General features: G+C 72.8%; 23 protein-coding genes. 6 read left to right on the forward strand and 17 right to left on the reverse strand.

All coding sequences use genetic code 11. The features are described from left to right. Window positions 1-206: 206 nt before the first annotated feature. The 3 genes from ACIRR8_RS10430 to ACIRR8_RS10440 are packed head-to-tail and all read right to left on the reverse strand — an operon-like array spanning window position 207 to window position 2,565. Window positions 207-1,076 (reverse strand): class I SAM-dependent methyltransferase, encoded by an 870-nt coding sequence (locus tag ACIRR8_RS10430; RefSeq protein WP_404061633.1) that lies wholly within the window; start codon window positions 1,074-1,076, stop codon window positions 207-209. After that, window positions 1,073-1,798, reverse strand: a complete 726-nt coding sequence (locus ACIRR8_RS10435; protein ID WP_404061636.1) for a DUF2064 domain-containing protein — start codon at window positions 1,796-1,798, stop codon at window positions 1,073-1,075. Before ACIRR8_RS10435 ends, ACIRR8_RS10430 begins: the two co-directional genes overlap by 4 nt. Continuing rightward, on the reverse strand, window positions 1,795-2,565 hold the full coding sequence (locus tag ACIRR8_RS10440) for a glycosyltransferase family 2 protein (protein WP_404061639.1): 771 nt from the start codon (window positions 2,563-2,565) through the stop codon (window positions 1,795-1,797). Before ACIRR8_RS10440 ends, ACIRR8_RS10435 begins: the two co-directional genes overlap by 4 nt. Before the next feature lie 334 nt (window positions 2,566-2,899). Between ACIRR8_RS10440 and ACIRR8_RS10445 the strand changes: the two genes are divergently transcribed. Continuing rightward, a complete protein-coding gene (locus ACIRR8_RS10445) occupies window positions 2,900-4,426 on the forward strand; it encodes a ParB/Srx family N-terminal domain-containing protein (RefSeq protein ID WP_404061642.1) in 1,527 nt (508 codons plus the stop codon). Window positions 4,427-4,479: 53 nt separating this feature from the next. Here ACIRR8_RS10445 and ACIRR8_RS10450 read toward each other — a convergent pair whose 3' ends face one another. The 5 genes from ACIRR8_RS10450 to ACIRR8_RS10470 form a co-directional block, all read right to left on the reverse strand. Continuing rightward, the gene (locus ACIRR8_RS10450; RefSeq protein WP_404061644.1) at window positions 4,480-5,601 is read right to left on the reverse strand and encodes an NAD-dependent epimerase/dehydratase family protein; all 1,122 of its coding nucleotides are present in this window, start codon (window positions 5,599-5,601) and stop codon (window positions 4,480-4,482) included. Window positions 5,602-5,706: 105 nt separating this feature from the next. Continuing rightward, window positions 5,707-6,300, reverse strand: coding sequence for a hypothetical protein (locus ACIRR8_RS10455; protein WP_404061647.1), 594 nt, complete (start codon window positions 6,298-6,300; stop codon window positions 5,707-5,709). Then, the gene (locus ACIRR8_RS10460) at window positions 6,297-7,568 is read right to left on the reverse strand and encodes an MAB_1171c family putative transporter (protein ID WP_404061649.1); all 1,272 of its coding nucleotides are present in this window, start codon (window positions 7,566-7,568) and stop codon (window positions 6,297-6,299) included. Before ACIRR8_RS10460 ends, ACIRR8_RS10455 begins: the two co-directional genes overlap by 4 nt. 103 nt (window positions 7,569-7,671) lie before the next feature. Continuing rightward, window positions 7,672-8,262, reverse strand: a complete 591-nt coding sequence (locus ACIRR8_RS10465) for a toxin (RefSeq protein ID WP_404061652.1) — start codon at window positions 8,260-8,262, stop codon at window positions 7,672-7,674. 10 nt (window positions 8,263-8,272) lie between these two features. Next, window positions 8,273-8,839: a hypothetical protein gene (locus ACIRR8_RS10470; protein WP_404061655.1), complete on the reverse strand. Its 567-nt coding sequence runs from the start codon at window positions 8,837-8,839 to the stop codon at window positions 8,273-8,275. Between the two features lie 424 nt (window positions 8,840-9,263). Here ACIRR8_RS10470 and ACIRR8_RS10475 point away from each other — a divergent pair, with 424 nt between their 5' ends. The 3 genes from ACIRR8_RS10475 (at window position 9,264) to ACIRR8_RS10485 (ending at window position 11,965) form a co-directional block, all read left to right on the forward strand. After that, the gene (locus tag ACIRR8_RS10475) at window positions 9,264-9,590 is read left to right on the forward strand and encodes a MerR family transcriptional regulator (protein WP_404061657.1); all 327 of its coding nucleotides are present in this window, start codon (window positions 9,264-9,266) and stop codon (window positions 9,588-9,590) included. Window positions 9,591-9,943: 353 nt separating this feature from the next. Then, complete coding sequence (locus ACIRR8_RS10480; protein ID WP_003967653.1) at window positions 9,944-10,147, forward strand: cold-shock protein; 204 nt, start codon at window positions 9,944-9,946, stop codon at window positions 10,145-10,147. Window positions 10,148-10,393: 246 nt separating this feature from the next. Beyond that, complete coding sequence (locus tag ACIRR8_RS10485; protein ID WP_404061661.1) at window positions 10,394-11,965, forward strand: DEAD/DEAH box helicase; 1,572 nt, start codon at window positions 10,394-10,396, stop codon at window positions 11,963-11,965. Between the two features lie 123 nt (window positions 11,966-12,088). Here the strand turns inward: ACIRR8_RS10485 and ACIRR8_RS10490 are convergent, their stop codons facing one another. Beyond that, window positions 12,089-13,168: an acyltransferase family protein gene (locus ACIRR8_RS10490; protein WP_404061663.1), complete on the reverse strand. Its 1,080-nt coding sequence runs from the start codon at window positions 13,166-13,168 to the stop codon at window positions 12,089-12,091. Between the two features lie 9 nt (window positions 13,169-13,177). After that, window positions 13,178-15,535 carry an MMPL family transporter gene (locus ACIRR8_RS10495; RefSeq protein WP_404061665.1) on the reverse strand — a complete coding sequence of 786 codons (2,358 nt, stop codon included), beginning with the start codon at window positions 15,533-15,535 and terminating at the stop codon, window positions 13,178-13,180. A 266-nt stretch (window positions 15,536-15,801) separates the two neighbouring features. Here ACIRR8_RS10495 and ACIRR8_RS10500 point away from each other — a divergent pair, with 266 nt between their 5' ends. Continuing rightward, window positions 15,802-17,028, forward strand: coding sequence for a cation:proton antiporter (locus ACIRR8_RS10500; RefSeq protein WP_404061668.1), 1,227 nt, complete (start codon window positions 15,802-15,804; stop codon window positions 17,026-17,028). A 13-nt stretch (window positions 17,029-17,041) separates the two neighbouring features. Here the strand turns inward: ACIRR8_RS10500 and ACIRR8_RS10505 are convergent, their stop codons facing one another. Both ACIRR8_RS10505 and ACIRR8_RS10510 read right to left on the reverse strand, forming a co-directional pair. Further along, window positions 17,042-17,470, reverse strand: coding sequence for a universal stress protein (locus tag ACIRR8_RS10505; protein ID WP_404061671.1), 429 nt, complete (start codon window positions 17,468-17,470; stop codon window positions 17,042-17,044). Between the two features lies 1 nt (window position 17,471). Continuing rightward, window positions 17,472-19,031, reverse strand: a complete 1,560-nt coding sequence (locus ACIRR8_RS10510; protein WP_404061673.1) for an APC family permease — start codon at window positions 19,029-19,031, stop codon at window positions 17,472-17,474. 171 nt (window positions 19,032-19,202) lie between these two features. On the opposite strand from ACIRR8_RS10510, the gene ACIRR8_RS10515 reads away from it, so the two are divergent. Beyond that, window positions 19,203-19,973, forward strand: a complete 771-nt coding sequence (locus ACIRR8_RS10515) for a peptidoglycan recognition protein (protein WP_404061676.1) — start codon at window positions 19,203-19,205, stop codon at window positions 19,971-19,973. 76 nt (window positions 19,974-20,049) lie between these two features. Here ACIRR8_RS10515 and ACIRR8_RS10520 read toward each other — a convergent pair whose 3' ends face one another. From ACIRR8_RS10520 to ACIRR8_RS10540, 5 genes are all read right to left on the reverse strand, one after another. Continuing rightward, a complete protein-coding gene (locus tag ACIRR8_RS10520; RefSeq protein ID WP_404061679.1) occupies window positions 20,050-20,415 on the reverse strand; it encodes a PH domain-containing protein in 366 nt (121 codons plus the stop codon). 129 nt (window positions 20,416-20,544) lie between these two features. Beyond that, entirely contained in the window at window positions 20,545-22,515 is a 1,971-nt protein-coding gene (locus ACIRR8_RS10525; RefSeq protein ID WP_404061681.1) for an ABC transporter permease, read from the reverse strand. A 72-nt stretch (window positions 22,516-22,587) separates the two neighbouring features. Continuing rightward, the gene (gene modA, locus ACIRR8_RS10530) at window positions 22,588-23,403 is read right to left on the reverse strand and encodes a molybdate ABC transporter substrate-binding protein (protein ID WP_404061684.1); all 816 of its coding nucleotides are present in this window, start codon (window positions 23,401-23,403) and stop codon (window positions 22,588-22,590) included. A 125-nt stretch (window positions 23,404-23,528) separates the two neighbouring features. Beyond that, window positions 23,529-23,924, reverse strand: a complete 396-nt coding sequence (locus ACIRR8_RS10535) for a molybdopterin-binding protein (RefSeq protein WP_404061687.1) — start codon at window positions 23,922-23,924, stop codon at window positions 23,529-23,531. Between the two features lie 170 nt (window positions 23,925-24,094). Next, on the reverse strand, window positions 24,095-24,898 hold the full coding sequence (locus tag ACIRR8_RS10540; protein ID WP_404061690.1) for a VOC family protein: 804 nt from the start codon (window positions 24,896-24,898) through the stop codon (window positions 24,095-24,097). Window positions 24,899-24,992: the final 94 nt, after the last annotated feature.

A 24,992-nucleotide genomic window follows, 5' to 3' on the forward strand; every position in this document is an offset into this window, starting at 1 on the left:
GCGCTGCTGCACGACCTGGTGCTGCTCCCGGTGTACGCGGGCGCCGACCGGGCCCTGCGCGCGGCGCTCGGCCCGCGGCGGGACCTGGTCAACTTCGTCCGCGTACCGGTGTTCCTCTCCGGGCTGCTCCTGCTGGTCTGGTTCCCGCTGATCACCCGGCGGACCGAACGGCGGTACGAGGCCGCCTCCGGCACCACCCCGGACGTCTACCTCTCCAACTGGCTGCTGATCACCGGCGTGCTGTTCGCGCTCTCCGCGCTCTGGCTGCTCGTCCGCGCGCTCCGCTTCCGCAGCGGAAGGCGCGGGCGGCGCAGCGCGACGAAGGCGCGGCCCTCCGCGCTCCACTGATCGGCCGGGCGCCAGCCGCACGCGCCGGCGTACCGCAGCAGCGCCGGCGTGCCGATCCGCGCCCATGGGAACGGCCGGTCCGCCGGGCCGGCCGGCTCGGCCGGTGTGCGCAGGCCGTCGTCCAGGCGGACCTGGAAGCGTTCGTCGATGTCGAGCGGCGAGGTCTCGGCGATCAGGAGCCCGCCGGTGGAGAGGAGGTCGGCGGCCCGGTCGAGCAGGGCGGCCGGATCGCCGCCGATGCCGATGTTGCCGTCGACCAGCAGCAGAGTGCCCCAACGGCCCTCTCCCGGCAGCGGATCGAAGACGCTGCGGAGCAGGGCCGAGCCGCCGATGCGCCGGGTGCGGGCGACGGCCGCCGCGCTCACGTCGATGCCGAGCGCCCGGTGGCCCAGCGCGGTCAGCTCCGCCACCAGCCGTCCGGGACCGCAGCCGATGTCCAGCACCGGGCCTTCGCAGCGGTGCAACGCGGAGAGGTCGGCGGCCCCCGCGTCGGAGCACCAGCGCTCGACCTCCAGCGGCAGCAGCCAGCCGTCGCTGCGCCGGAGGAAGAGCGGGCCGTGGCCGTTGCGCAGGGCGTTGGCGTACGGGTCGGTGGACCAGGGGGCGGTACGGGATTCGGCGCCGGGCGGTACGGCAACGGGTGGTTCGGCTTCGGTCCGGGCGTCCGGAGCGGTGGTCGTCCCGGTCGTCGTCCCGGTCGTCGACGACGACGGCAGCATCGTGCTCATCGGGCCCCCATCCGCGCCTCGGCCCCGGCCCCGGCCCTGTCGGCCTCGGCCCCGGCTCCTGCGCCGGTCAGCCGGCCGAGCACCGCCGCGAACCGGCCCTCCGGCGCCTCGGCCGCGACCCGGTGGGCGTCCGGCGCGGTGTCCACGTCGAGCAGGACCGGCAGGTCCCGTACCGCCAGACCGGCCTCCACCAGCCGGCGCCGCTGCACCGCACCGGTCTCCGGGACGGACATCGGCACCCCGCGCAGCAGGGCGGGGTCGGGGTGCGCGAGGCCCAGCGCCCAGAAGCCGCCGTCCTCGGCGGGGCCGAACCACGCGTCGCACCGCTCCCAGGCGCCCGGGGCGAGCGCGGGGGCGAGGAGGGCCGGGGTGATCTGCGGGGTGTCCATGCCGACCAGGAGGGCCGGCCCGGTACACCTTCCGAAGGCCGCCGCGAGCCGCTCGTCCAGCCCGCCCGCGCTCTGCGGGACCACCTCGACGCCCGGCGGCACCCAGGCGCCCGGCCGCCCGTCGAGGACGAGCACGCGCCGCCGGGCGGGGAGGGCGAGCACGGTCTCCAACGTGTCCGCGAGCGCGGCGGCGGCGAGTTCGGCGGCCTCGGCGGGGGTGAAGGGCGGACAGAGCCGGGTCTTGACCCGCCCGGGTACCGGCTCCTTGGCGATGACCAGCACGTCGGTGGGTCCCAAGGGGGCGAGGGTGCCGATCGGCCCGTACGCGCTCATCGGCCGGCCCCCGCCCCGGTCGTCAGGGCGTGCGCCGGCGCGCGGTCCGCCGGTGGTTCGCGCAGGACGCCGCGCATGTCGCGTACCGCGTGCCAGGTGCCGCGCCAGGTGCCGGTCACCTTCGACTTTCCCGTACGCGGCCGGTACGGGACGTCGCTCTCGGCGACCCGCAGTCCGGCGTCCGAGGCCCGGACGACCATCTGGAGCGGGTAGCCGCTGCGCCGGTCGGTGAGGTCCAGGGCCAGCAGGTCGCTGCGGCGGGCCGCCCGCAGCGGGCCGAGATCGTGCAGGCGCAGACCCGTACGGCGGCGGAGCATCCGGGCGAGCGCCAGGTTCCCGGCGCGCGCGTGCGGCGGCCACGCGCCCTGGCCCTCGGGCCGGCGGCGGCCGAGCAGCAGATCGCACTCGCCGTCCGCGATCCGCCGGACGAACCCGGCCAGCAGCGCGGGGTCCAGCGAACCGTCGCAGTCGCAGAAGCAGACGAACTCGGCCTCGGCGGCGAGCAGTCCGGCATGGCAGGCCGCGCCGAAGCCGCGCCGCTCCTCCGTGACGACGTACGCGCCGAGGGAGCGGGCCAGCTCGGCGGAACCGTCGGTCGACCCGTTGTCGACGACGATCGCGCGCCAGCCGGCGGGAATCCGGCCGAGCACCCAGGGCAGGGCGGCCGCCTCGTCGAGGCAGGGCAGGACGATATCGGCTCTCGGAATGGCTGATTGCGGAGGGGCGGCTTCCGGGTGAAGGGCAGAGGAATCGGTCACCCGCCTCACCCTACGGAGACAACTACGGCATTTCGGTCTATAGGTTCTTCCGGGTCATCAGCGTCGGCCGGATGGCGGCGGGGTGGGCGCGCTCCGGGGCCACCCCGGACCGCCTCGGGCCACCCCGGACCGCCTCGGGCCACCCCGGACCGCGCCGGGCTCGCGCCGGAGCGCCCTGGACTCGACCCGCGCCCGCCGCGCCCCCGCGCCAGGCGTCCCGCACGGCCGGTCCCGCCGTGGCATGACAGCGTCACCGGCCGTTCACGCCCCGTCCCTACGGACGTCGCCGCACCTTGCGATCTTTCGAGCGAAGGAACGCGTACGGGTGTGGGGAGAGGACGTCATGAACAGAGCGAGTACCGGCCTGCCGCGGCGCGGGGCCCGGCTTCTGGCCGGAGTGCTGGCCGCGGGCACGGTGGTCGTCGGCGCGTCCACCGGGGCGGTCGCGGCGGGACCCGGCAGCGCGGGGGGTGCGGGCGGCTCGGGGGCGTGCGCCGGGAGCGGGCCGCTGCCGCGCGCCTGCGCCCAGCCGGGCGACCTGATCGACGTCACCCTCGGCGAACTCCACCCGACCCAGGCCGTACTCGGCTTCGACCAGGTCTTCTACAAGCTCGGCCGCTACGGCAGCGACCGCGACGAGGCGGCGGGCGGCTTCAACAAGCGGTTCGACGACTGGTGCGAGACCAACGGCCAGGGCGAGGCGGCCTCGGTGCCCTCCGGCGCACGCCTGGACGACCCGGCGAGCTTCACCTGCACCGTGGAGCTCGGCCAGGAGACCGCGGAGTCGGTCGCCCCGATGAAGACGGCCGTGATCGGCCCCGGTGGAAAGCTCTACCTCACCGACGGGCACCACACGCTGACGTCGTTCCTGGAAGGCCCCGACGGCTCCACCCGGCTGCCGGTCCGCCTCCGTGTCACCGACAACTTCAGCTCCCTCTCCACCACCGCCTTCTGGCAGCGCATGACGGCCGGGAAGAAGGTCTGGCTGCGCGACGAGAACAACAAGCCCCTGTCCGTGGACCAGCTGCCGGACCGCCTCGGGATCACCAACTTCCGCGACGACCCCTACCGCAGCCTCGTCTACTTCACGCGCGACATCGGCTACGAAGTCCCCGACGGAGCGACGGAGTTCCTGGAGTTCTCCTGGGGCTCGTGGCTGCGTGGGAGGCACGACACGGCCGCGTACGACCTGACCTCGCCGGGCCCGTACCTCGACCTCGTCAAGAGCGCCTCGAAGTCGATGGCCGCGCTCGCTCCCGACGCGGTCGTCGACGACGGGAAGACCGCCGACCAGCTGGGGCGGATCGCGGAGTGGAACGGCGGCAAGAAGGAGACCGGCGGCGAGTTCGCCAAGCTGGGCAAGCCGCTGACGGACGCCAAGCCGGGCAAGCTCGCCGAGGCGCTGGCCTACAAGGCACGGGTGGTGCGCGCGCCGGCGTGCACCGCGACCGTCACCGGCGTACGCAACGGTCCGCTGACCGTCACGGACGGCGTCACCTGCGCCGACCGCGCCACTCTGCGCGGCCCGGTCACCGTGCGCGCCGGAGCCGCCCTCGTCCTGACCGGCTCCACGCTCCAGGGCCCGCTCCAGTCCGACCGCGCCGCCGCGATCCACGTGTGCGGGTCGGCCGTCACCGGGCCGCTGGCCGTCAGCCGTACGACCGGACCCGTCCGGCTCGGCGGCCCGGGGTGCACCGCCAACACGGTCACCGGTGCCGTCGTCCTGACCGGCAACACCGGAGGCGTCCTGCTCTCCGCCAACAAGGTCACCGGCCCGGTGGCGTGCTCCGCCAACGCTCCGGCGCCGGACAACGCCCAGCGGGCCAACGAGGTCCACGGCCCGCGCACGGCCCAGTGCGCCGGAGTGTGAGCCCGCGCGACGTCTTTCCGTACGCCGGAGTGTGAGCCCGCGTCAGCGGATGTTCACGGCGCCTCGGCCCCCACCGGCTGAGGCGCCCCGGCGACCTGTGCGGCCTCGGCCCCGCGCAGCCCGGCCCGCGCGAACTCCACCATCCCCTCCGCGAATCCGACCTCCGGCCGCCACCCCAGCTCCTCGCGCAGCCGCCGCGAGTCCGCCGTGACATGGCGTACGTCGCCGAGGCGGTACTCGCCGGTCACCACCGGCTCGGGACCGCCGTACGCGGCGGCCAGCGCGGTGGCCATCTCACCGATCGTGTGCGGGTCACCGCTGCCGCAGTTGTACGCGGAGAAGGAGGCGGGCCTGCGCTCCCGGACCGCCTCCAGGGCCACCGCGTTCGCCGCCGCGACATCGTGGACGTGGACGAAGTCGCGGCGCTGGCGCCCGTCCTCGTAGACGCGGGGCGCCTCGCCGCGCGCCAGGGCCGAGCGGAAGAACGAGGCGACTCCGGCGTACGGGGTGTCGCGCGGCATCCCCGGCCCGTACACGTTGTGGTAGCGCAGCGACACCGCCCGGCCGCCCGTCGCCCGGGCCCACGCGGCGGCCAGGTGCTCCTGGGCGAGTTTGGTGGCGGCGTACACGTTGCGCGGGTCGGCGGGCGCGTCCTCGGAGACCAGGCCCGGCGCCAACGCCGTACCGCAGTCCGGGCAGTGGGGCTCGAAGCTCCCCGCCCGCAGCGCGGCCTCCGGGCGCGGGCCGGGCCGGACCGTGCCGTGGCGCGGGCAGTCGTAGCGGCCCTCGCCGTAGACCACCATCGACCCGGCCAGCACCAGGTCCCGCACCCCGGCGCCGGCCATCTCGGCCAGCAGCACCGCCGTACCGAGGTCGTTGCACCCCACGTACAGCGGCGCGTCCGCGAACTCCTTGCCCAGCCCCACCATCGCCGCCTGGTGACAGACCGCGTCGACCCCGTCGAGCGCCTCCGCCACCGTGTCCCGGTCCCGGAGGTCCCCGACGACCACCCGGCCGCCGGGGACCTGCGGAGCCGCCGCGCCGGGGCCCGGGGCGCCGGGGTGGGCCGAGGGGAGCAGGGCGTCGAGCACCACGCTCTCGTGCCCGGCCGCGGCGAGCGCGGCGACGACATGTGACCCGATGAACCCGGCTCCGCCGGTGACCAGTACGCGCATGGCGGCCACGCTAGGGGCCCGGCGGCCGCCGGGCGGTGTGCGGCGCACCCGTGTCACGGGACCGTGAGGAGTGCGCGTGCGCACGGTCGTACGAGCGGGGAACGCTCAGCCGAACGCGTACGCCACCGTCGTGGCCGCCCCCAGCGCCGCACCCGCCACGGTCTGCGCCACCGTGTGGTAGCCGAGGGCCACCCGCGACCAGCACACGGCCACCGTCAACACGTACGCGGCCAGCCACCACGGGGAGTGCACGACGGCGAGCAGCGCCACCACCGCCGAGGCCACCGCCGCGTCGACCGAGATCTTCCACACCGTGTTGACGGCCAGCAGCCCGATCGTCATCACCCAGAGCGCGAGCATCGCGACGAGGATGCCGCCCGGCGCGTTCCCGAGGACCATCACCACCGAACCGGCCCCGATGGAGCCGAGGATGACGAAGAAGATCGGGGCCCGCTTCGTACGGTCCACGACATGGCGGTCGCCCCAGGTGCCGCGTCCGCGCTCCCACTCGATGTACCCGGCCGGGATCAGTCCCGCGCAGAGCGCCCCGAGGAACCCCCAGAGCAGCCCGGTCCAGTCACCGGCCGCCGCGAGCCCGATGCCGAGCATGCCGGCCAGCAGGGCGTTGCGGGGCTGGAGGACGTCGGTGACGGTCCGCGCGAGGGTGGCTTCCCCGGCGGCTGTGGCGGTGGTGCTCATGAGGTCCGCTCCGTCGTCTCCGACGTACGGGCGGTCGCCGCCGCGAGCGCATCGCGGGCGCGGTCCACCGTGACCGTCCGGTACGCGGCGGCGACCCGCTCCAGCCGGGCCACCTCGCCGTCCTGGTCGGCCGCCTGCTGGGCCGCCACCGCCGCGGCCGGGCCCGCCGGGGCTCCGGACTCCTTGGCCAGCAGCGCGGCCCGGATCCAGTACGCGTCGCCGAGCGCCCCGGCCCGGTGGGCATCGCCCGTCTCCCGCGCGGCGGCCTCCTCGGCCGTGGCGACCAGCTCGTCGGGGACGTAATGGCGCAGCTTCTCCACCGCGTCCGCGATGTCGGCGGCCCACCGGTCGATCCGCAGGTCGGCCGGGGCGTTGAACCGGGTCAGCTCGCGGGCGAGCGAGGCGGGCGGGTCGAAGGGCTGGTCGGGGAAGGACGCCATCAGCTCGGACCAGAGGGCGTGCAGCCGGACCTGGGCCCGCCACAGCCTGACCCGGCGTGCGCCGGTGCTGAAGGCGGGGACGGACGCGCCGAGCGCGAAGAACGCGAAGAGGACCAGCTGCGCGGCCTCGGTGACCTGGTCGAAGCGGAGCGCGAACGCCTCGCTCGGCTCGTCCACCACGCTGACCCAGAGGAAGAGGGTCCGGCTGACGGTGTAGCCGACGCCGATGAACATCGCGAACGTCATCATCCCGAGCCCGACGCGCAGATGGCGCCGCTTGGCGTCGGCGGTGGCCAGCGCCCACTGGAAGGCGCAGACGGCGGAGGCGGCGCCGAGGTAGAGGTAGAAGACGCTCATGTAGAGCGTGGCGCCCCACTCGCCGGCGTGGTCGGAGACGAAGCGGTCCGAGGGGACGGAGCGGTCGACGACGGTGAAGAAGAGGACGGTCAGCAGGATCAGCGTCGCCACGGAGGCCTTCGCCGCGACCTGCTGGACGAACCGCGCGAACCGTACGTGGCGCGGGACGGCGCCCGCTTCCGGGTAGCGGCCGTAGATGGCGACGATGTAGCTGAGGATGGCCAGAATCGCCACCGTCGCGGTGTAGTGCTTGATGAGTACGGCGAGGTCGGTGACGGCGCTGTTGTTGAGCGCGGTGCGCACGGCCTCGGTCTTGGTCCACAGCGCGACGGCGAATCCGGCGTAGCAGCCCCACAGCGCCCGCCGTCTGCGGTCCTCCTCGTCTCCCCACAGGGCAGCGGGCATACGCCACAGGGCAACGGCCGTCATCAGACCGGCTATCAGGTAGCCGGCGAGATCGAGGGGGGTCACAGCGGTCTTCGTCCTCGGAGGTCAGGGGCGCGGTGGGGCGCGGTCGGGATGGGGGGCGATCGAAGTGGCGCGGTCGGGATGGTGGCACGTGTCAGGTGACGGTTCACGCGTCGCCGGAGGGCCCCCGTCGGGGGAACAGCCCGCGCCGGCGGTGGGCCACCGGGCGGGACAGGGAGTCGGTCAGCCGCCCCACCATGTCATCGGTGGACAGGTCACGCGCCATCCGGGGGATCAGGGAGGCACCGAATTCGGCCATGCGTTCGTCATGGGTGGCGTACTGCGCGCGGGCCTGCACGGTGGAGCCGCCGGCGGCGAAGGACGCGGCGGCCTCGGGCGAGATCATCCGGGCGATCAGCGAGGTGTCGAAGACCGGGAGCAGCGTACGCAGTTGCCCGGCGTCGAGGGTCGTGCCGTGGTCGAACCACTCGTGGCACAGCTCGTGCAGGATGACGTGCTCGGTCTGGTACGCGGTCGGCCTGCGACGGTAGAGGACGAGGCTGGTGGAACCGGCCTTCAGGCGCAGCCCGCAGGCGGCGTTGACGCGGGCGAGGTGGTCCGGCATCTCGTGCAGCCGGATGGTTCGGCCGCGCGCCGCCTCCATGTTGGCGACCAGTCCGGTCAGTGAGAAGGGGGCCGGGATGGGCAGGTCGGCGAGCTGTGCCTCGCACTCTTTGCGCAGCTTCCGCAGGGACATGACACCGACGCTACGTGCCCTGAGGGCGGTTCCGCGAGGGCTCCCGCGATGTCACCCCTGAGGGCTCCTCCGGGCTCTCCCGCGCCGCGTCCTCCAGCAGCGAGAGCGCGAACCGCAGCAGCTCCGGCGGCAGCCCCTCGTCGTCCAGTCCGCGGCCCGCCACTCCGCTGATCTCGCCGGTCCGCCGCTTGGCCAGGAACTGGAGCCCCGCGACGACGTCGTCGACGACCTCGGACTCCTCCTTGAAGAACCGCCAGTCCACGCCGAACCCCAGGCCGAGGGCCTTGAGGATCTCCTCGGAGGGCTGGGTGACCTTGCCGGCGAGGATGTTGGAGAAGTAGCTGTGCGAGAGGGAGCCGCCGCGCTCGCGCACCAGCTCCGCGAAGACCCGGCCCGAGATCTTCTGGCCGGGGAAGGTCTTCTCGACCATGTACTCGACTTTTTCCCGCAGCGAGTTCAGCGGAGGTGCTCCGGCCGGCTCGGGTGGTTCGTTCCGTTCCGTACCGGGTTCGTCGCCGTCGACCATGGCCATCCGGGCCTCCACGCTCACCTCGGAGTCGGAACTGAGCTTGCGCAAACACTCTACGTCACTGTTAACTCGAAAAAACACGGGCAGGGGACCACGAGGGGAGTCCCTTGCCCGTGATGACCGCCGCGCCGACCGGGCTCCGGGGCGGGCCCGAAGTCGCGCCGCACGGGCCGGAACCGGTTCCGGACAGGGGTGTAGCCCTTCACGACGGGGGATGCGTGAAGGGCTACGCGTGCATTATGGCCCCGCGGTCCGCCCCACGACAACTGACCAGTCGGTCAGTTCCACCCACATCTCGGCCGTCGCCCCGCCGCCGGTGGCTGAAACCTGTCCCGACCGCGATAGACATGGCCTTCCCGGGCGATTAGGGTTTCTTGTGCAGTCAGGTGAAACAGCGGTACGCAGCAGAGGGGCATCCCGCAGGCGTACGGCGCCCCGGGCCCTCGGTCATGCGTGACAGAAGAGGTGCAGCTTGCCCCCGGAGACCCCCTCGCACGCCGTGGACCGTCTCGACGACGACGACTACCCCGCCTACACGATGGGGCGCGCCGCCGAGATGATCGGCGCGACGCCGGGTTTCCTGCGGGCGATCGGCGAGGCCCGGCTGATCACACCGCTGCGGTCCGAGGGCGGTCACCGCCGCTACTCCCGCTACCAGTTGCGCATCGCCGCCCGCGCCCGCGAACTGGTCGACGCCGGCACGCCCGTCGAGGCCGCCTGCCGCATCGTCATCCTGGAGGACCAGCTCGAAGAGGCGCTGCGCCTCAACGAGGAGCTGCGCGGCTCCACCGGGCACTGAGCGGTCCCGCCGGGCACTGAGCGGTTCCATCGAGCACTGAGCGGTTCCGCCGGGCGTCGGGCGGTTCCGCCGGGCGGAGAGCGCGCCCGCGAAGATATCTGCATTCGGCACCACAGAATTTCACTCAATGTGCGGTGAGGCTTTTTGCCCGCTGTTTTGTTCCCTCGTTCGGCGTGATATTTCATCCAGCCTCTCCCGGACCCACCGTGCTACTGTTGATCTCAGTTGCAGTTGTGGTTCCCAAAAACTTTCAAGTTTTCCGGTGCTCTTCCGGACGGGGTAATCATCGCGGCGACGTGGGGTCCGCAGAGTGTGGGCCCGCGGGCACTGCCCCTCCCCTAAGGAGATATGACATGGCTACTGGCACCGTGAAGTGGTTCAACTCGGAAAAGGGCTTCGGCTTCATCGAGCAGGATGGCGGCGGCGCCGACGTCTTCGCCCACTACTCCAACATCGCCGCCTCCGGCTTCCGTGAGCTGCAGGAGGGCCAGAAGGTGAACTTCGACGTCACGCAGGGCCAGAAGGGCCCGCAGGCCGAGAACATCACCCCCGCCTGATCACTCAGGCAGCACTGCGCAGCTGGGGCCCGCACCTTGGGGTGCGGGCCCCAGCTCGTTGCTGTTTCCGGGGCCCGCCGAGCGCGCCCCCTGTGAAGCCCCGTCCGGTGCACGTATTCCCGGCGGCCGTGCTTCGCTCTCTCCCTTTGTCATTTCATCGGCTCGTTCTTGCGATTCTGGGTGCCGTTCACGGTCGCTTCCCGAAAAAGAATCCCTCGATACGTGCCCATCGAGGAAAGGTTCTGCATGAACCGCGAACGTACCCCCCGCTCCAACGACCGATTCGGCCGTGGCCGCTCCGGCGGTCCCGCCGGCGGCCGCAGCGGCGGCGCCCCGCGCTACTCCGGCGGCGGTGAGCGCCGCGCCGCCGGGTTCGGCGGCGGACCCAAGCGCTCCGGTGGCGCCGGCCGCCGCAGCTCGGCGCTGAAGGGCGAGTTCGCCCTGCCGGTGACCATCACCCCGGCGCTGCCCGCCGCCGAGACCTTCGACGAGCTGGAGATGCCCGCCACGCTCAAGGCGGCGCTGACCACGGAAGGGGTGACCGTCCCGTTCCCGATCCAGGCGGCGACCCTGCCGAACTCGCTGGCCGGCCGTGACGTGCTCGGCCGCGGCCGCACCGGCTCGGGCAAGACCCTCGCCTTCGGCCTGGCGCTGCTGGCCCGTACCGAGGGCCGCCGCGCCGACGCCAGGCGCCCGCTCGCCCTGGTGCTCGTACCGACGCGTGAGCTGGCCCAGCAGGTCACCGACGCGCTCACCCCGTACGCCCGGTCGCTCAAGCTGCGCCTCGCCACCGTCGTGGGCGGCATGTCCATCGGCCGTCAGGCCAGCGCGCTGCGCGGCGGCGCCGAGGTCGTCGTCGCAACGCCGGGCCGGCTCAAGGACCTCATCGAGCGCGGCGACTGCAAGCTGGACCGGGTCACCATCACCGTCCTCGACGAGGCCGACCAGATGGCCGACATGGGCTTCATGCCGCAGGTCACCGAGCTGCTCGACCAGGTGAACCCGGACGGGCAGCGGATGCTCTTCTCCGCGACGCTCGACCGCAACGTCGACCTGCTCGTCAAGCGCTACCTCAACGACCCGGTCGTCCACTCCGTCGACCCGGCCGCCGGTGCCGTCACGACGATGGAGCACCACGTGCTCTACGTCCAGGGCGCCGACAAGTACGCCACCACCACGGAGATCGCCGCCCGCGACGGGCGCGTGATCATGTTCCTGGACACCAAGCACGCGGTCGACAAGCTCACCGACCACCTGCTGCACAGCGGTGTCCGGGCGGCCGCGCTGCACGGCGGCAAGTCCCAGCCGCAGCGCACCCGGACCCTGGAGCGGTTCAAGACCGGGCACGTCACGGTCCTCGTCGCCACGAACGTCGCCGCGCGCGGCATCCACGTCGACAACCTGGACCTCGTCGTCAACGTCGACCCGCCGAGCGACCACAAGGACTACCTGCACCGCGGCGGCCGTACCGCGCGGGCCGGTGAGTCGGGCAGCGTCGTCACGCTGGTGCTGCCGAACCAGCGCCGCGAGATGACCCGCCTGATGGCGGACGCCGGGATCACCCCGCAGATCGCCCAGGTCCGCTCCGGCGAGGCCGAGCTGAGCCGGATCACCGGTGCGCAGGCGCCCTCCGGCGTCCCGGTCGTCATCACCGCCCCGCCCAAGGAGCGCTCCGGCCGCGGCGGTGGCGGCGCGTTCATGGGGCGCGGCACCAAGCGCGGCGGCGGGGCCCCGGCCCGGCGCGGCCGTGGTCCGGCCGTGCCGACGCCGGAGGCGCGTGCGGCCGCCGCGCAGCGCCGGGCCAACCGCGCCGCGTAGCCCGCGTGGGGCGGCGGCCCGTGTGCCGCCGCCCCGGCCGCCCAGCTGGAGACGGCGTCCGCACTGCTCGCACCCCGGCTCCGGGACCCGGCCCCGCACAGGATTCCGTCACCGTCCGAGCGGTCACCCGGGAGCGGCCGGCCGCTGCCTGGCCCACTCCAGGCGGGGCTCCAGCAGCGGCCGCAGCAGGCTCCGTACGTACGGGGTGCAGAGCAGGGTCACCATGACCGCCGCGCCCGCGGTGACGGCGAGGGTGCCGAGGGTCGTGTCGAAGAACGGCCGGTCGTAGAAGCCGCCGTAGCGCAGGGCCCGGATGACGAAGCCGTGCAGCAGGTACCCGTACAGCGTGCAGGTGCCGAGCGCCGTCATCCAGCTGCGGCCCTTCGGCACCCAGGCCAGGAAGCAGGCGCCGAGTACGACGGCCGCCACGAACAGCAGCAGCGTGGCCGTCGGCCCGGTCCACTCGGCGGTGTCCATCTCGCGGGCGCTGTTCTTCCGGAAGAACCACGAGGTCGAGGTCCGGGGCACCAGCCAGTACGCGACCAGCAGCCCGAGCGCGAAGACCGGTACGGAGACGACGCGTACCCACGTACGCCGCAGGAACGCGAAGTGCTCCGGCCGCAGCCGCAGGCCCAGCACGTAGAACGGCAGGAACTGCAGGATGCGCTGGAGCGGCAGGTTGCCGTCGGCGGCGGGGGACACGGTCGCCACGGCGGCGACGGCGAGCGAGACCAGCACCGGCGCGCGGACCGCCTGCCAGACCGGCGTGGAGAGCCGCCAGAAGAACAGCGCCGGCAGGAACCACAGCAGCCAGTAGGGCTCCAGCAGCGAGAGCGGGAGCTCCGGGTCGCGGGTCAGGCGGTGGAAGGCCGTGTAGAGCAGCTCGAAGATCAGATACGGCACCAGCAGACTGGTGATCAGCTTCCACACCCGGTCCGGCCGCAGCTCGAAACCGCGCGAGAAGTAGCCCGCGATCAGGATGAACACCGGCATGTGGAAGGTGTAGATCAGCGTGTACGCGGCTTCCACCAGCCGCCCGCTCGGCAGCGGCTCCCACGCGTGCCCGACCGCCACCAGCACGATCGCCAGGTACTTCGCGTTGTCGAAGAAGTGGTCGCGGCCGGCGTCGGGCGGCTTGCCGGTCTCCGTGGTTCCGGCGGCGGCGGTGGGGCGCGGCTGCTCGGAGGTGAGGGGGGAAGGCATCCCGACACCCTAGGAGCGGCTCGCTCCGCCCGTCACGTCCTTCACCCGCCCCGGTGACCGCTCGGACACCTGAGCGCCTCCCTCCGCGTTCAGGTGCGGCAGGATCCGGTCCAGCGGGCCCGGGATCCACCACGCGGACCGGCCCAGCAGGGTCATCACCGCCGGGACGAGCAGCAGCCGTACGACGGTGGCGTCGATGAGCACGCTGGCGGCCAGCCCCAGGCCCAGCATCTTCACCACGATGTCGTCGCTGATGACGAACGCGGCGAAGACGCTCACCATGATCAGCGCCGCGCAGGTGATGACCCGGGCGGTGATCTCCAGCGCGTGCGCCACGCTCGCCTTCGCGTCGCCGGTGCGCAGCCAGGCCTCGTGGATGCGGGAGAGCAGGAAGATCTCGTAGTCCATGCTGAGGCCGAAGACGATGGCGAACATCATCATCGGCACATAGCTCTCGATCGGCACCTTGCCCGACACACCGAGCGCCGGACCGCCCCAGCCCCACTGGAAGACGACCACCACGACCCCGTACGAGGCGGCGATCGACAGGACGTTGAGCACGGCGGCCTTCACCGCGACGAGCAGGCCCCGGAAGACGGCCAGGATCACCAGGAACGCCAGGGCCACGACCACCGCGATGATCAGCGGCAGCCGGCTGGAGACGATGTCCAGGAAGTCGACCTGCGCGGCGGTGGTGCCGGTGACGTAGGTGGCCGCGTCCGTGCCGGAGACGGCCTGCGGGAGTACGTCGTCGGTGAGGCGGTTGACCAGCGAGGTGGTCCGCTCGTCCTGCGGGGCGGCCACCGAGTAGGCGGTGGCGGTCAGCACGTCGCCGTCCGAGGTGGCGGAGAGCGGGGTGATCACGGCCGCGTCCGGGACGTTCGCCAGGGCCTTCTGCGCCTGGTCGGCGAGGGCGGAGCGGTCGGAGGAGTCCACCGCGCTCTGGTCGATGACGAGGGTCAGCGGGCCGTTGGAGCCGGGGCCGAAGGCGCTCGACATCAGGTCGAAGGCGCGCCGGTCGGTGAACGACTTCGGGTCGGCGCCGTCGCCGATGTGGCCCAGCTGGATGAAGAGGACCGGGAAGGAGAGCACGGCCAGCAGCACCACCCCGCCGGCCAGGAACCACCACGGCCGCCGCTCCACCCGCTGCGCGTACCGGTGCCAGCCGCCCGCCTCCGTACCCTCCGCGCCTTTCGGGCCCTCCTTGCCCTCCGCACCCTCCGCACCCTCCGCACCTTCCGGCGCCGGTACGGTCTCGGCCACCGGTCTCCGTACGCGCACCTGGTCGATACGGCGGCCGATGAGACCGAGGATCGCCGGTACGAGGGTGAGGGCGCCGAGCACCGCCGTGACCACGGTGACCGCCGCGGCCAGGCCGAGTTTGCCGATGAACCCGATCCCGGAGACCCAGAGCCCCGAGAGCGCGATGATCACCGTGCAGCCGGAGAGCAGCACCGCGTGGCCGCTGGTGGCGGCGGCGTTTCCGGCGGCGGTGACCGGGTTCCGGCCGTCGATCAGGTTCTGCCAGTGGCGGGTGACCAGGAAGAGCGCGTAGTCGATGCCGACGCCGATCCCGATCATCGTGGCGAGCGTCGGGGAGACGGTCGCGAACGTCGCGGCGGCGGCGAACAGGCCGAGCAGCGCGAGGCCGCACAGTGCGCAGATCAGCGCGGTGACCAGTGGCAGCACGGCGGCGAGCAGGCTGCCGAAGCCGATCAGCAGGACCACGATCGCCACGCCGAAGCCGATCGCCTCGCTGGTGCGGTCGCCGGGTTCGGGCCGGGCCAGCTCACCGAGCGGACCGCCGTACTCCACGTCCACTCCGGCCGACCGCAGCGGCTGCACCGCCGCGTCGACCCCGTCCAGGTAGGACGGATCCAGGGTGGCGGGCTGCACGCTGAAGCGGACGGTGATGTAGGCGGTCTTCTGGTCGGTGGAGAGCGGCCCGGTGTTGGGATCGGGCGGCGGAGGCGGGGTGGAACCGGAGGACGGCAGCGGGTTCTGCGCGGAGAGTACGTCGGGCAGCTTCTGGAGGTCGGTGACCGCTGTGGCGACCTGGTCGGAGACCGAGGTGAGCGGCTTGTCGGCGTCGTGCAGGACGACTTGGGCGCTGTAGCCGCCGGCCTGCGGCGCGTGCGCCTTGAGGACGTCGAGGCCCTCCTGCGACTGGGTGCCGGGGAGCGAGAAGTCGTCGGAGTAGGCGCCGCCGTAGGCGTGCTGGAGGACCTGGAGCCCGGCGAGCGCGGCGACCCAGAGCACGAGGACGGTCACGAAGTGCCGGGCGCACCACTCACCGGTACGCCGCAGCGCACCCCGGTCGCGGCGCGGTGCGCCCTCCCGGTCCGTACGGGCCTGTGACGACGGCATGGGGCTCCTTGTCCTGTGCCGGACCTTCCGGGAGGGGCCGGTGCTGGACCGTTCCGGGAGAGCCCGGTGCCGGACCTTCCGGGTGAGCCCGGTGCTGCCCTGTTCCGGGAGGGTCCGTGCTGGACCGTTCCCGGAAGGCCCGGTGCCGCCCTGTTCCGCATTCAACGGCTCGCCTCGTCCTGCGGCACTCCGGGGCGGGAGAACGGGTGACGCCGACGGGGTGTCATAGCGGCTGATTCCGGGGCGTTCCTTGCTATACACGAGCGATGGAGCACCCCGGGACCCTCGTCCTGATCATGGCCCTGGCGGTTCTCGCGCCGCTGCTCGGCTATGCGACCGGGCGGTGGCTGTCGGTCCCCGTCGTCATCTTCGAGATCGTGCTCGGCATCCTCGTCGGGCCCGATGTGCTCGGCTGGGCCCACCACGACCAGGTCATCGACGCCCTCTCCGACCTCGGGCTCTCGATGCTGATCTTCCTCGCGGGGTACGAGATCCGGGTCGCCGAGGTCCGTGGCTCCACGCTGCGGCGGGCCGGCGGGGCCTGGGTCCTCTCGTTCGCCGTCGGGCTCGGTATCGCGCTGCTGCTCAGCGGCGCGGATGTGGCGAAGAGCCTGGTGATCGGCACCGCGCTCACCAGTACGGCGCTGGGCGCGGTGCTGCCGATCCTCCGGGACTCGGGGCGGCTGGAGGGGAGGTTCGGGTCGGTGGTGATGGCGTTCGGGTCGGTCGGCGAGTTCGGGCCGATCGTGGCGATGGCCCTGCTGTTCAGCGGGCGGAGCCCGGGGGTGGCGAGCGCGGTGCTGGCGGTGTTCGCGGTCATCACGGTGGGCGCGGTGTTCTGGGCGATGCGGCCGAGGCCGCCGTGGTTCGCCCGGATCATCGCCATGACCCTGCACAGCAGCGGCCAGTTCGCGGTCCGCTTCGTGATGCTGCTGCTCGCCGGGATGCTGGGGCTGGCGCATGTCTTCGGCCTGGACACGCTGCTCGGCGCGTTCGCCGCCGGGATGCTGACCCGGCTGGTCCTCCAGGGTGCGGTGCCGGAGCGCAGCGGGGAGATCCTGGGGAAGATCGAGGCCATCGGGTTCGGCTTCCTGGTCCCGTTCTTCTACGTCGTCACGGGCATCGACTTCGACCTCGCGGCGCTCCTGGACGGCGGCCGCCCGCTGCTGCTCCTGCCGGTCTTCCTGCTGCTGTTCCTGCTGGTGCGGGGCGTGCCGGCGTATCTCCTGGCCCCGCGCGACCTGACCGGGCGCGCTCCCCGGTCCGCGCTGGCGCTGTTCTCCGCCACGTGTCTGCCGCTGGTGGTCGCGATCACCGCGATCGGCCTGGACGAGAAGGTGATCGGTGCGGGGGAGGCCGCGGCGCTGGTGGCGGCGGCGATGGTGTCGGTGCTGGCGTTCCCGCTGCTGGCGTTCCGGGTGCTGGGGAAGGACGCGGAGGGCGCGGGACGGGGCGCCCCGAGCCGGGCGGCGGAGAGCGGGGAGGCGTGGTGAGGGCCCGCGCTACCTAGGGTGTGCCCTCCTCCGTCGGGACGCAGAGCACCGGGATCGGGGACATGTGCAGCAGCTTGTGCGGGGTCGAGCCGAGGAGGGCGCCGCGCATCGGGCTCTCGCCCCAGGTGCCGACCACGATGACCCGGGCGCCGTGCCGTTCGGCCGCGTCCAGGAGGGCCTGCGCCGGGCTCTCGTCCAGCACCTCCACGCTCGCCGGTACGCCGGCCTCCTCGGCGGACGTCAGCGCGTGCTCCAGGCCGGTGCGACCGGCCTGCCGGATGGCGTCGTAGTGGCTGCGGTACTCGGCCCCGTCGCGCAGGCCCGGTGCGGCCGCGCCGTAGACGAGGACCAGCTCCTCGCCGTACGCCGCCGCCACCTCGATCGCGATGCGCAGGGCGTGGGCGGCGCCGGGGGACTCGTCGTAGCCGAGGACGACCGACATCTCAGCGCTCCTTCCGGTCGGCGGACTTCCGGCTCGGCGCGTGTACGAGGTCCGGGTCGGCGACGCCGGGCCGCTCCTGCCAGAACACCGCGTCGCGCAGCCGCCACACCACCATGAGGACCACGCCGATCAGCGAGATCACGATGCCGATGACGAGCGGTGGGCCGAGCCCGAACCAGGAGGTGCCGCTGTAGGAGTTGGCCGGGTCGGACATGTCCATCACCGACCGGACCAGCAGCCAGGTCAGCAGCCCGGCGCCGACCACCGGGCCGAGCCCGATGAGCAGGAAGTTGCGCACGCTCTCGGTCAGATGGCGCCGGTAGTAGACGGCGCAGGCCACCCCGGTCAGCGCGTAGTAGAAGGCGATCAGGAGGGAGAGCGCGGTGAGGGAGTCGAAGAGGGCGTTCGTGGAGATCTGGTTGACCACCAGGTACCAGGCGATGGCGATCGCGGCGACCCACCACGTACTGACGTCCGGTGTACGGAACCGGGGGCTGATGTGCCCGAAGTGGCGCGGCAGCGCCTGACGCCGGGCCATGGACAGCGCGGTCCGGGACGCCGGGATGATCGTGGTCTGGGTGGAGGCGATGGCGGAGGTGGCGACGGCCAGCAGCAGGATCCAGTCCCAGCCGCCCAGGACGTCCCCGGCGAGCTGGGCGAAGATGAACTCCTCCTCGCCCGCGTTCTCCGCCAGGAACGCCGTCCCCGCGAAGGCGACGACCGCGACGGCGACCGACAGGTAGGTCACCAGGAGCACCACCGTGGACCAGAGCCCCGCCTTGCCGGGCGCGCTCGCCGAGTCCTCGGTCTCCTCGGTGAGGTTGACCGCCGACTCCCAGCCCCAGTAGATGAACACGCCGAGCAGCAGCCCGCCGGTCAGCGCGGCGCCCCCGGCGCCGAACGGGTCCAGCCAGCCGATGGACGGTTCGATGGAGTCGAAGCCGGTGGTGCCCGCGTAGACCCGGTAGAGCGCCACCACGACGAAGACCAGCAGGAACGCGATCTGGAGGAGGATCAGGACGTTCTGCACCTTGGCCGACAGCTCGGTGCCGATGACGCAGAGTCCGGTCATCACGATGATCAGCAGCACGGTGAGGAACTGGCGCGCGAAGTCGTTCTCGACCCAGCCGTCCAGGCCCACCGCCAGCAGGGTGAAGCTCACCGCCACATCGGCCAGCGAACCGACCACCAGCACCCCGGTCATGGTGATCGCCCAGCCGCCGAGCCACCCGGCCCACGGCCCCATCGCCCGGGTCACCCAGGAGAACGTCGTACCGCAGTCCTGGTCGACCTTGTTGAGGTAGTAGAACGCCGAGGCGATCAGCAGCATCGGGACGAAGGAGGCGAACATGACGCCCGGCGCGTAGATGCCGACCAGGGCCACGATCGGGCCGATCACGGCGGCCAGCGAATAGGCCGGGGAGGTCGCGTTCAGGCCGATGACCAGGGCGTCGACGAAGCCGATGGCGTTCGGCTTCAGGCTGACCGCCGAGCCGTCCTGCCGCCCGCCTTCCCCGTCCAGCCGCCCGCCTTCCCCGTCCTGCACAGCGTCGTGGGCCATGGCTCCTCGATCCGGCCGGGCCCGCCGCGGGGCGCGGCGGATGGTCCGGATCTCATCGTAAGAACAGCCGTCTTGGTGCGCATTCCGGGTGAAAGCCGCTGCCGGGCGAGGGTCACCCGGTTGGTCGGCCCCTCTGCGACACCCCCCAGGTCAGGGCGCAGGGTGGAGTCCATGTGGTCCCGCCGAATCACCCTGGGCACCCTGCTGCCGCTGATGGTCCTCCTGGTGTTCCAGGACGCCCCGGCGCCCCACGAGCAGCGGCTGGAGACGGCCACCGGACCGAGGCCGCCCCGGGGCCTCCCGCAGCCCGCCGTCGTCAGCCGCCAGGAGTGGCACGCGGACGAGGGCCTGGTCCGGGAGCGCCCGCAGTACACCGGCGCGGCGAAGGCGGTCTTCGTCCACCACACCGGCAACCCCAACGACTACGACTGCGCGGAGGCCCCGGAGCTGATCCAGGCCGTCCAGAGCGAGCACGTGGAGCAGGACGGCTGGGACGACATCGGCTACAACTTCCTCGTCGACCGCTGCGGCACCATCTACGAGGGCCGGGCCGGCGGCGTCGGCCGCTCCGTGCTCGGCGCCCACACCAAGGGGTTCAACGCGGACACCGTCGGCATCGCCGCCATCGGCACCTTCGGTGAGGGCACCGAGGTGCCGAAGCCGATGATGGACGCGCTGGTGGAGATCGCCGCCTGGAAGCTGGCGCCCGGCGTCGACCCGCTCGCCACCGTCGAGCTGGTCTCCACCAACGCGGAGAGCCGCTTCGACGAGGGCCAGGTGGCCCGGCTCAACGTCATCTCCGGCCACCGCGACAGCTACGAGACGCGCTGCCCGGGCGATGTGCTGTACGGGCTGCTGCCGGAGCTGCGCGAGCGCGTGGCCCGGCTGCGGGACACCGCCCCGGGCAGCGCGGCGGCCCCCAGGCTCCGCCCCTACTTCTGAGCCGCCGCTGCGGGCCGGTGCGCCGCGAACTGCGCCGCTGCCGGGTCGGCGCGCCGCGAACTGCGCCGGTGGCGGGTCAGCGCGCCACGAACTGCGTCAGTATCGCCTGCACCTCGTAGATGTCGACGCCCTTGGTGAAAGTCTTCTGGAGCGGCGTGGGGGTGCCGGATATCCAGATCTTCAACTCCGCGTCCAGGTCGAACGTCCCGGCCGTCTCCACCGCGAAGTGCGTGATGCTGCGGTACGGCACGGAGTGGTACTCGGTCTTCTTGCCGGTGATGCCCTGCTTGTCGATGAGGATCAGCCTGCGGTCGGTGAACAGGATCGTGTCGCGGATCAGCAGGAAGGCGGCGTGCACCTGCTCGCCCTGGCCGAGAAGGCGCTCGTAGTCCTGCTGGGCGGTGGCCGGGTTGATGGTGTGCGCGTTGCCGAACAGTGCCATGGTGCCCCGTCTCTCGGATCTCTCGGACCTGTCGTACATGAGTACGTGTACGGCAGTTGTTCTGGTTCCCGCCGGAGCCGGTGCCATGCTTTCGGGTGAGCTGGGAGGGATGCGGGAACCCGGCCGGTCTCAGAGCGGGACCACCGTCACCTCGGTCGCCTTCACGCCCGTCCAGACCTCGGTGCCGTCCGCGATGCGCAGCTCGGCCGCCGCCTGCGGGGTGATCTCCGCGACCAGGTCCGGCGCCCGGTCGGAGGTGATGAGGAGGCGGAGCCGGCTGCCGCCCGAGGTGATCTCGCGGACCGTTCCGGGCCAGACGTTGCGGGGGGAGCCGGTGGGCTTCTCGCGGTGTACGGAGACGGCTTCCGGCGCGATGACCGCGAGGGCCTCCGTGCCCGGGGCGAGGGGTTCGGCGACGATGAGGTGGCCGCCGTCCGCGAGGTCCAGGCCGTCGGCGGTGGCGGTGCCGGGCCAGGCGTTGCGGCCGAGCATCCGGGCGACCCACGGCGAGCGCGGGTGACGGGTCACCTCGGCGGGCGGCTCGTCCTGGAGGACCCGGCCGTCGTCCAGGACCAGGACCCGGTCGGCCAGCGAGACCGCCTCGACCGGGTCGTGCGTGACGATCAGGCAGACCCCGCCGAAGTCGGCGAGGTGCCTGCGCAGGGTGTGCCGGACGTGGGCCCGGGTCGTCTGGTCGAGCGCGGCGAGCGGTTCGTCCAGCAGCAGGAGGCGCGGGCGGGCGGCGAGCGCGCGGGCGAGGGCGACGCGCTGGGCCTGGCCGCCGGAGAGCTGGCCGGGCTTGCGGTGGGCCAGGTGGCCGACGCCGAGCCGGTCCAGCCAGGACTGCGCCTCACGCCGGGCCTCCGCACGCGGGACGCCATGGGTGCGGAGCCCGTACGCCGTGTTGGACAGGGCGCTCAGGTGCGGGAAGAGCGCGCCGTCCTGCGGGACCCAGGCGACGCCCCGGCGGTGCGGCGGAAGGGCCGTCACATCGCTCTCGCCCAGGCGCAGTTCGGCGTGGGCGCGCGGGGTGAGGCCGAGGAGGGCGCGCAGGAGCGTGGTCTTGCCGGCGCCGTTGGGGCCGACGACGGCGAGGGTGGTGCCGGGGGCCGCGTCCAGGGTGAGGCGGGTGAAGCCGGTGACGTCGGCACGCAGGGGCCAGCGCTCCCGGGGGGCCGGCTCCGTCACGTACGCGGCGGCCTTCTCCCGTACGTACGAGGGTGGTTCGGGCAGGATGTCCGTACCCGTCGGCTCCTCTGGCCGCGGTGCGTACCGCTCGCGGTGGTGGTCGCCCGGTGTGCCGGTCCAGCGGCCGCGCAGGGCGATCAGCACGATCATGGCGATGGCCAGGAGCAGCAGTGACACCGAGGTGGCCGCCTCCGGCGACTCCTGGAGCAGCAGATAGACCTGGAGCGGCAGGGTCTGGGTGGTGCCCGGGAGGTTGCCGGCGAAGGTGATGGTGGCGCCGAACTCGCCGAGCGCCCGTGCCCAGGTGAGGGCCGCTCCGGCGATCAGCCCGGGGGCCACCATCGGCAGGGTCACGGTGAGGAACACCCGTACCGGAGAGGCGCCGAGGGACGCGGCGGTCTCCTCGTACCGGGGGCGCAGGCCGCCGAGCGCGCCCTCCAGCGAGATGACCAGGAACGGCATCGCCACGAACGTCGCCGCCAGCACCGCCCCCGAGGTGTGGAACGGCAGCGTGATCCCGAACGTCTCCTCCAGCCACGGCCCGAGCAGCCCGCGCCGCCCGAACGCCAGCAGCAGCGCCACTCCGCCGACCGTCGGCGGCAGCACCATCGGCAGCAGCACCAGCGAGCGCACGAACGCCTTGCCCGGGAACGGCACCCGGGCCAGCAGCCAGGCCAGCGGCACGCCGAACAGCAGCGAGAGGCCGAGCGACCAGAGCGAGACGAGGAGCGAGAGGCGGAGCGCCTGCGTGGTCGGCTCGGCGGTGAGGTGCGCGCCGAGGTCGCCCCAGGAGGTACGGGCCAGGATGCCGACCAGCGGCAGCATCAGGAACGCCACGGCCAGCAGCGCGGGCACCGTCAGCAGGAGCGGGGCGCGCGCGCCGGGCGTACGGCGGAGTGCCGGTCGTTTCATGGGGGACCTCGGCTGCTGGAGGTGAGGGGCCCGCAGGACGGTGCGGGCCCCTCGGCGTGTGCGGCGGTGCGGTTACGGCTGCTGGAAGCCCGCGCCCTGGAGGATCTTCTGCGCGGCGGGCGTGGAGAGCCAGGCGACGAACGCGGCGGCGGCCTCGCTCTGCTTCGACCCCTTCAGCGTGGCGGCCGGGTAGGAGGCGACGGCGTTCTCCGCGTCCGGGATGTCGATCGCGTCGACCTTGTCGGGGGCGGTCTCGGCGTCCGTCTTGTAGACGAGCCCGGCGTCCGCCTCGCCCAGCTCGACCTTGCTGAGGACCGCGCGGACGTTGGGCTCCTGGGAGACCGGCTTCACCGCGATCTTCTGCGCGTCCAGGATCTGCTTGCTGTAGCGGCCCACCGGCACCTCGGGGGCGGCCAGGACGACCTTCAGCTTGGCGTCCGAGAGGTCCTTGAGGTTCCCGACCTTCTCCGGGTTGCCCTCGCCGACGGCGATGACGAGGCGGTTCTTGGCGATGACGGTCGGCGTGCCGGTCTCGCCGGAGAGGCCGTCCATCGTCTTGGTGTCGGCGGTGACCAGGGCGTCGGCGGGCGCGCCCTGCTTGACCTGGGCGGCCAGCTCCTGGGAGCCGGCGAAGGAGAACGTGACCTTCGTGCCCGGGTTCTCCTTCTCGTAGGCCGCTCCCGCCTCCTTGAAGACGTCGGTGAGCGAGGCGGCGGCCAGCACGGTCAGCTGCGCGGCCGGGGCGCCCGACGCGGAGTCGGACGGCTTCGCGCCGGCGGCGCTGTCCTTGTCGGTGTCCGAGTCGTTGCCGCAGGCGGCGAGCGGGACGAGGAGCGCGGCGGTCAGGACGGTGGCGGCGGTGCGGCGGCGGGTGAGCAGGAGGGACATGAGGGTGGGACTCCTTGGCTGCGAGCCCGGTCGGCTGGATGCCGTCCGGGCAGGGACGAGTTCGCGCGGAACAGAAGGTGCGGGCAGCACGGGACGGCCCGGCCGACGCCGTCGCCGGCCGGGCTTCAGGTGCGGTCGATGTGCACGCTGGTCGACTTCACCCGGGCGGTCGCCTGCATGCCGACCTCCAGGCCCAGCTCCTCGACCGCCTCCCGGGTCAGGAGCGAGACGAGCCGGTGCGGGCCCGCCTGGATCTCGACCTGGGCCGCGACATCGCCGAGTTTCACCGCGGTGACGATGCCCGGGAAGGCGTTGCGCGCCGAGGTGTACGGGGTCTCCTCGTCGCCGGCGGCGCCCTGGCCGACCTCGATCGAGAAGGCGGCCAGCGCACGGCCGTCGATCAGCCGACGGCCGGTCTCGTCGCGATGGGTCGCGACCCGTCCGGCGTCCGCCCAGCGTCGGGCGGTGTCGGGGCTGACTCCGAGGAGGCGTGCTGCCTGACCGATTGTGTAGGACTGCATGCGTGCCACGCTAGGCCAATCTGCCTCGCATTTACCATTCTCCGGACGATTGCCCATCGCAGATGCGAGGTTCTCGGAGAATCGTACGGAGCCCTGGGAGCCCGGGTTCTTGATGCCTGATGCCTGACGGCTTGATGCCTGACGGCTTGATGCGTCTGGCCGTCAGGCCGTCAGGACGTCAGGCGCGTCGCCGGCATCTCGCCTTCGGTCTTCGTCACGTCGATCACGGAGAACGTGGCGCCCTGCGGGTCGGTGATCGCCGCGAACCGGCCGAAGGGGCTGTCCATCGGGCCGAACTGCAGCTGCGCGCCGCGCCCGGTCGCCTTCGCCACCGCCGCGTCGCAGTCGGGGACGGTGAAGTACACCATCACGAAGGAGCCCATGCCGGGCGGGAAGTCCTCGCCCATCGCCATGCGGCCGAGCACCGTCTCGCCCTGGACGTCGTACATCCCGAAGTCCATCGACGGGTCCTCGAGCTTCCGGACCGCGTACGGGAACACGGCCGGGAAGAAGGTGTCCGCCGCCTTCGCGTCACGGGTGAAGACCTCGCTCCAGCAGTAGCCGCCGGGTGCGCCCATCTCCGTCTCGAACCCGTCGTGGGTGTCGGCCTGCCACACGCCGAAGACCGCGCCGCCGGGGTCGCCGGCCAGCGCCATCGTGCCGAACGCGCCGACCCGCATGGGCTCCATGAGCACCTGGCCGCCGGCCGCGCGGACCTTCTCGCCGGTGGCGGCGGCGTCCGGCGAGGCCAGGTAGAGGCACCACGCGGACGGGCCCTCCTCGTGGCCCGGCATCGGCGGGACCACGGCTGCCGCCCGCCTGCCGTCCGCGTACGCCGTCGTGTAGTCGCCGAACTCCGGCGAACTCTCGCCGAACGTCCAGCCGAGCACCTCACCGTAGAAGCTCTTCGCACCCTCCAGGTCGGCGAACGCGGCGTCCGCCCAACAGGGGGTTCCCTCGGGTTGTACGGCCATGGCAGTGACCCTCTTCCGCTCCTGGTCCCCCACCGCTTCCACCAGCCACGCTAGTCAGCCGTACGCGGGTCCGCGCGGCGAGGACCGCCGGCGG

The organism is Streptomyces sp. NPDC101178 (assembly GCF_044767965.1).
Lineage (GTDB): Bacteria > Actinomycetota > Actinomycetes > Streptomycetales > Streptomycetaceae > Streptomyces.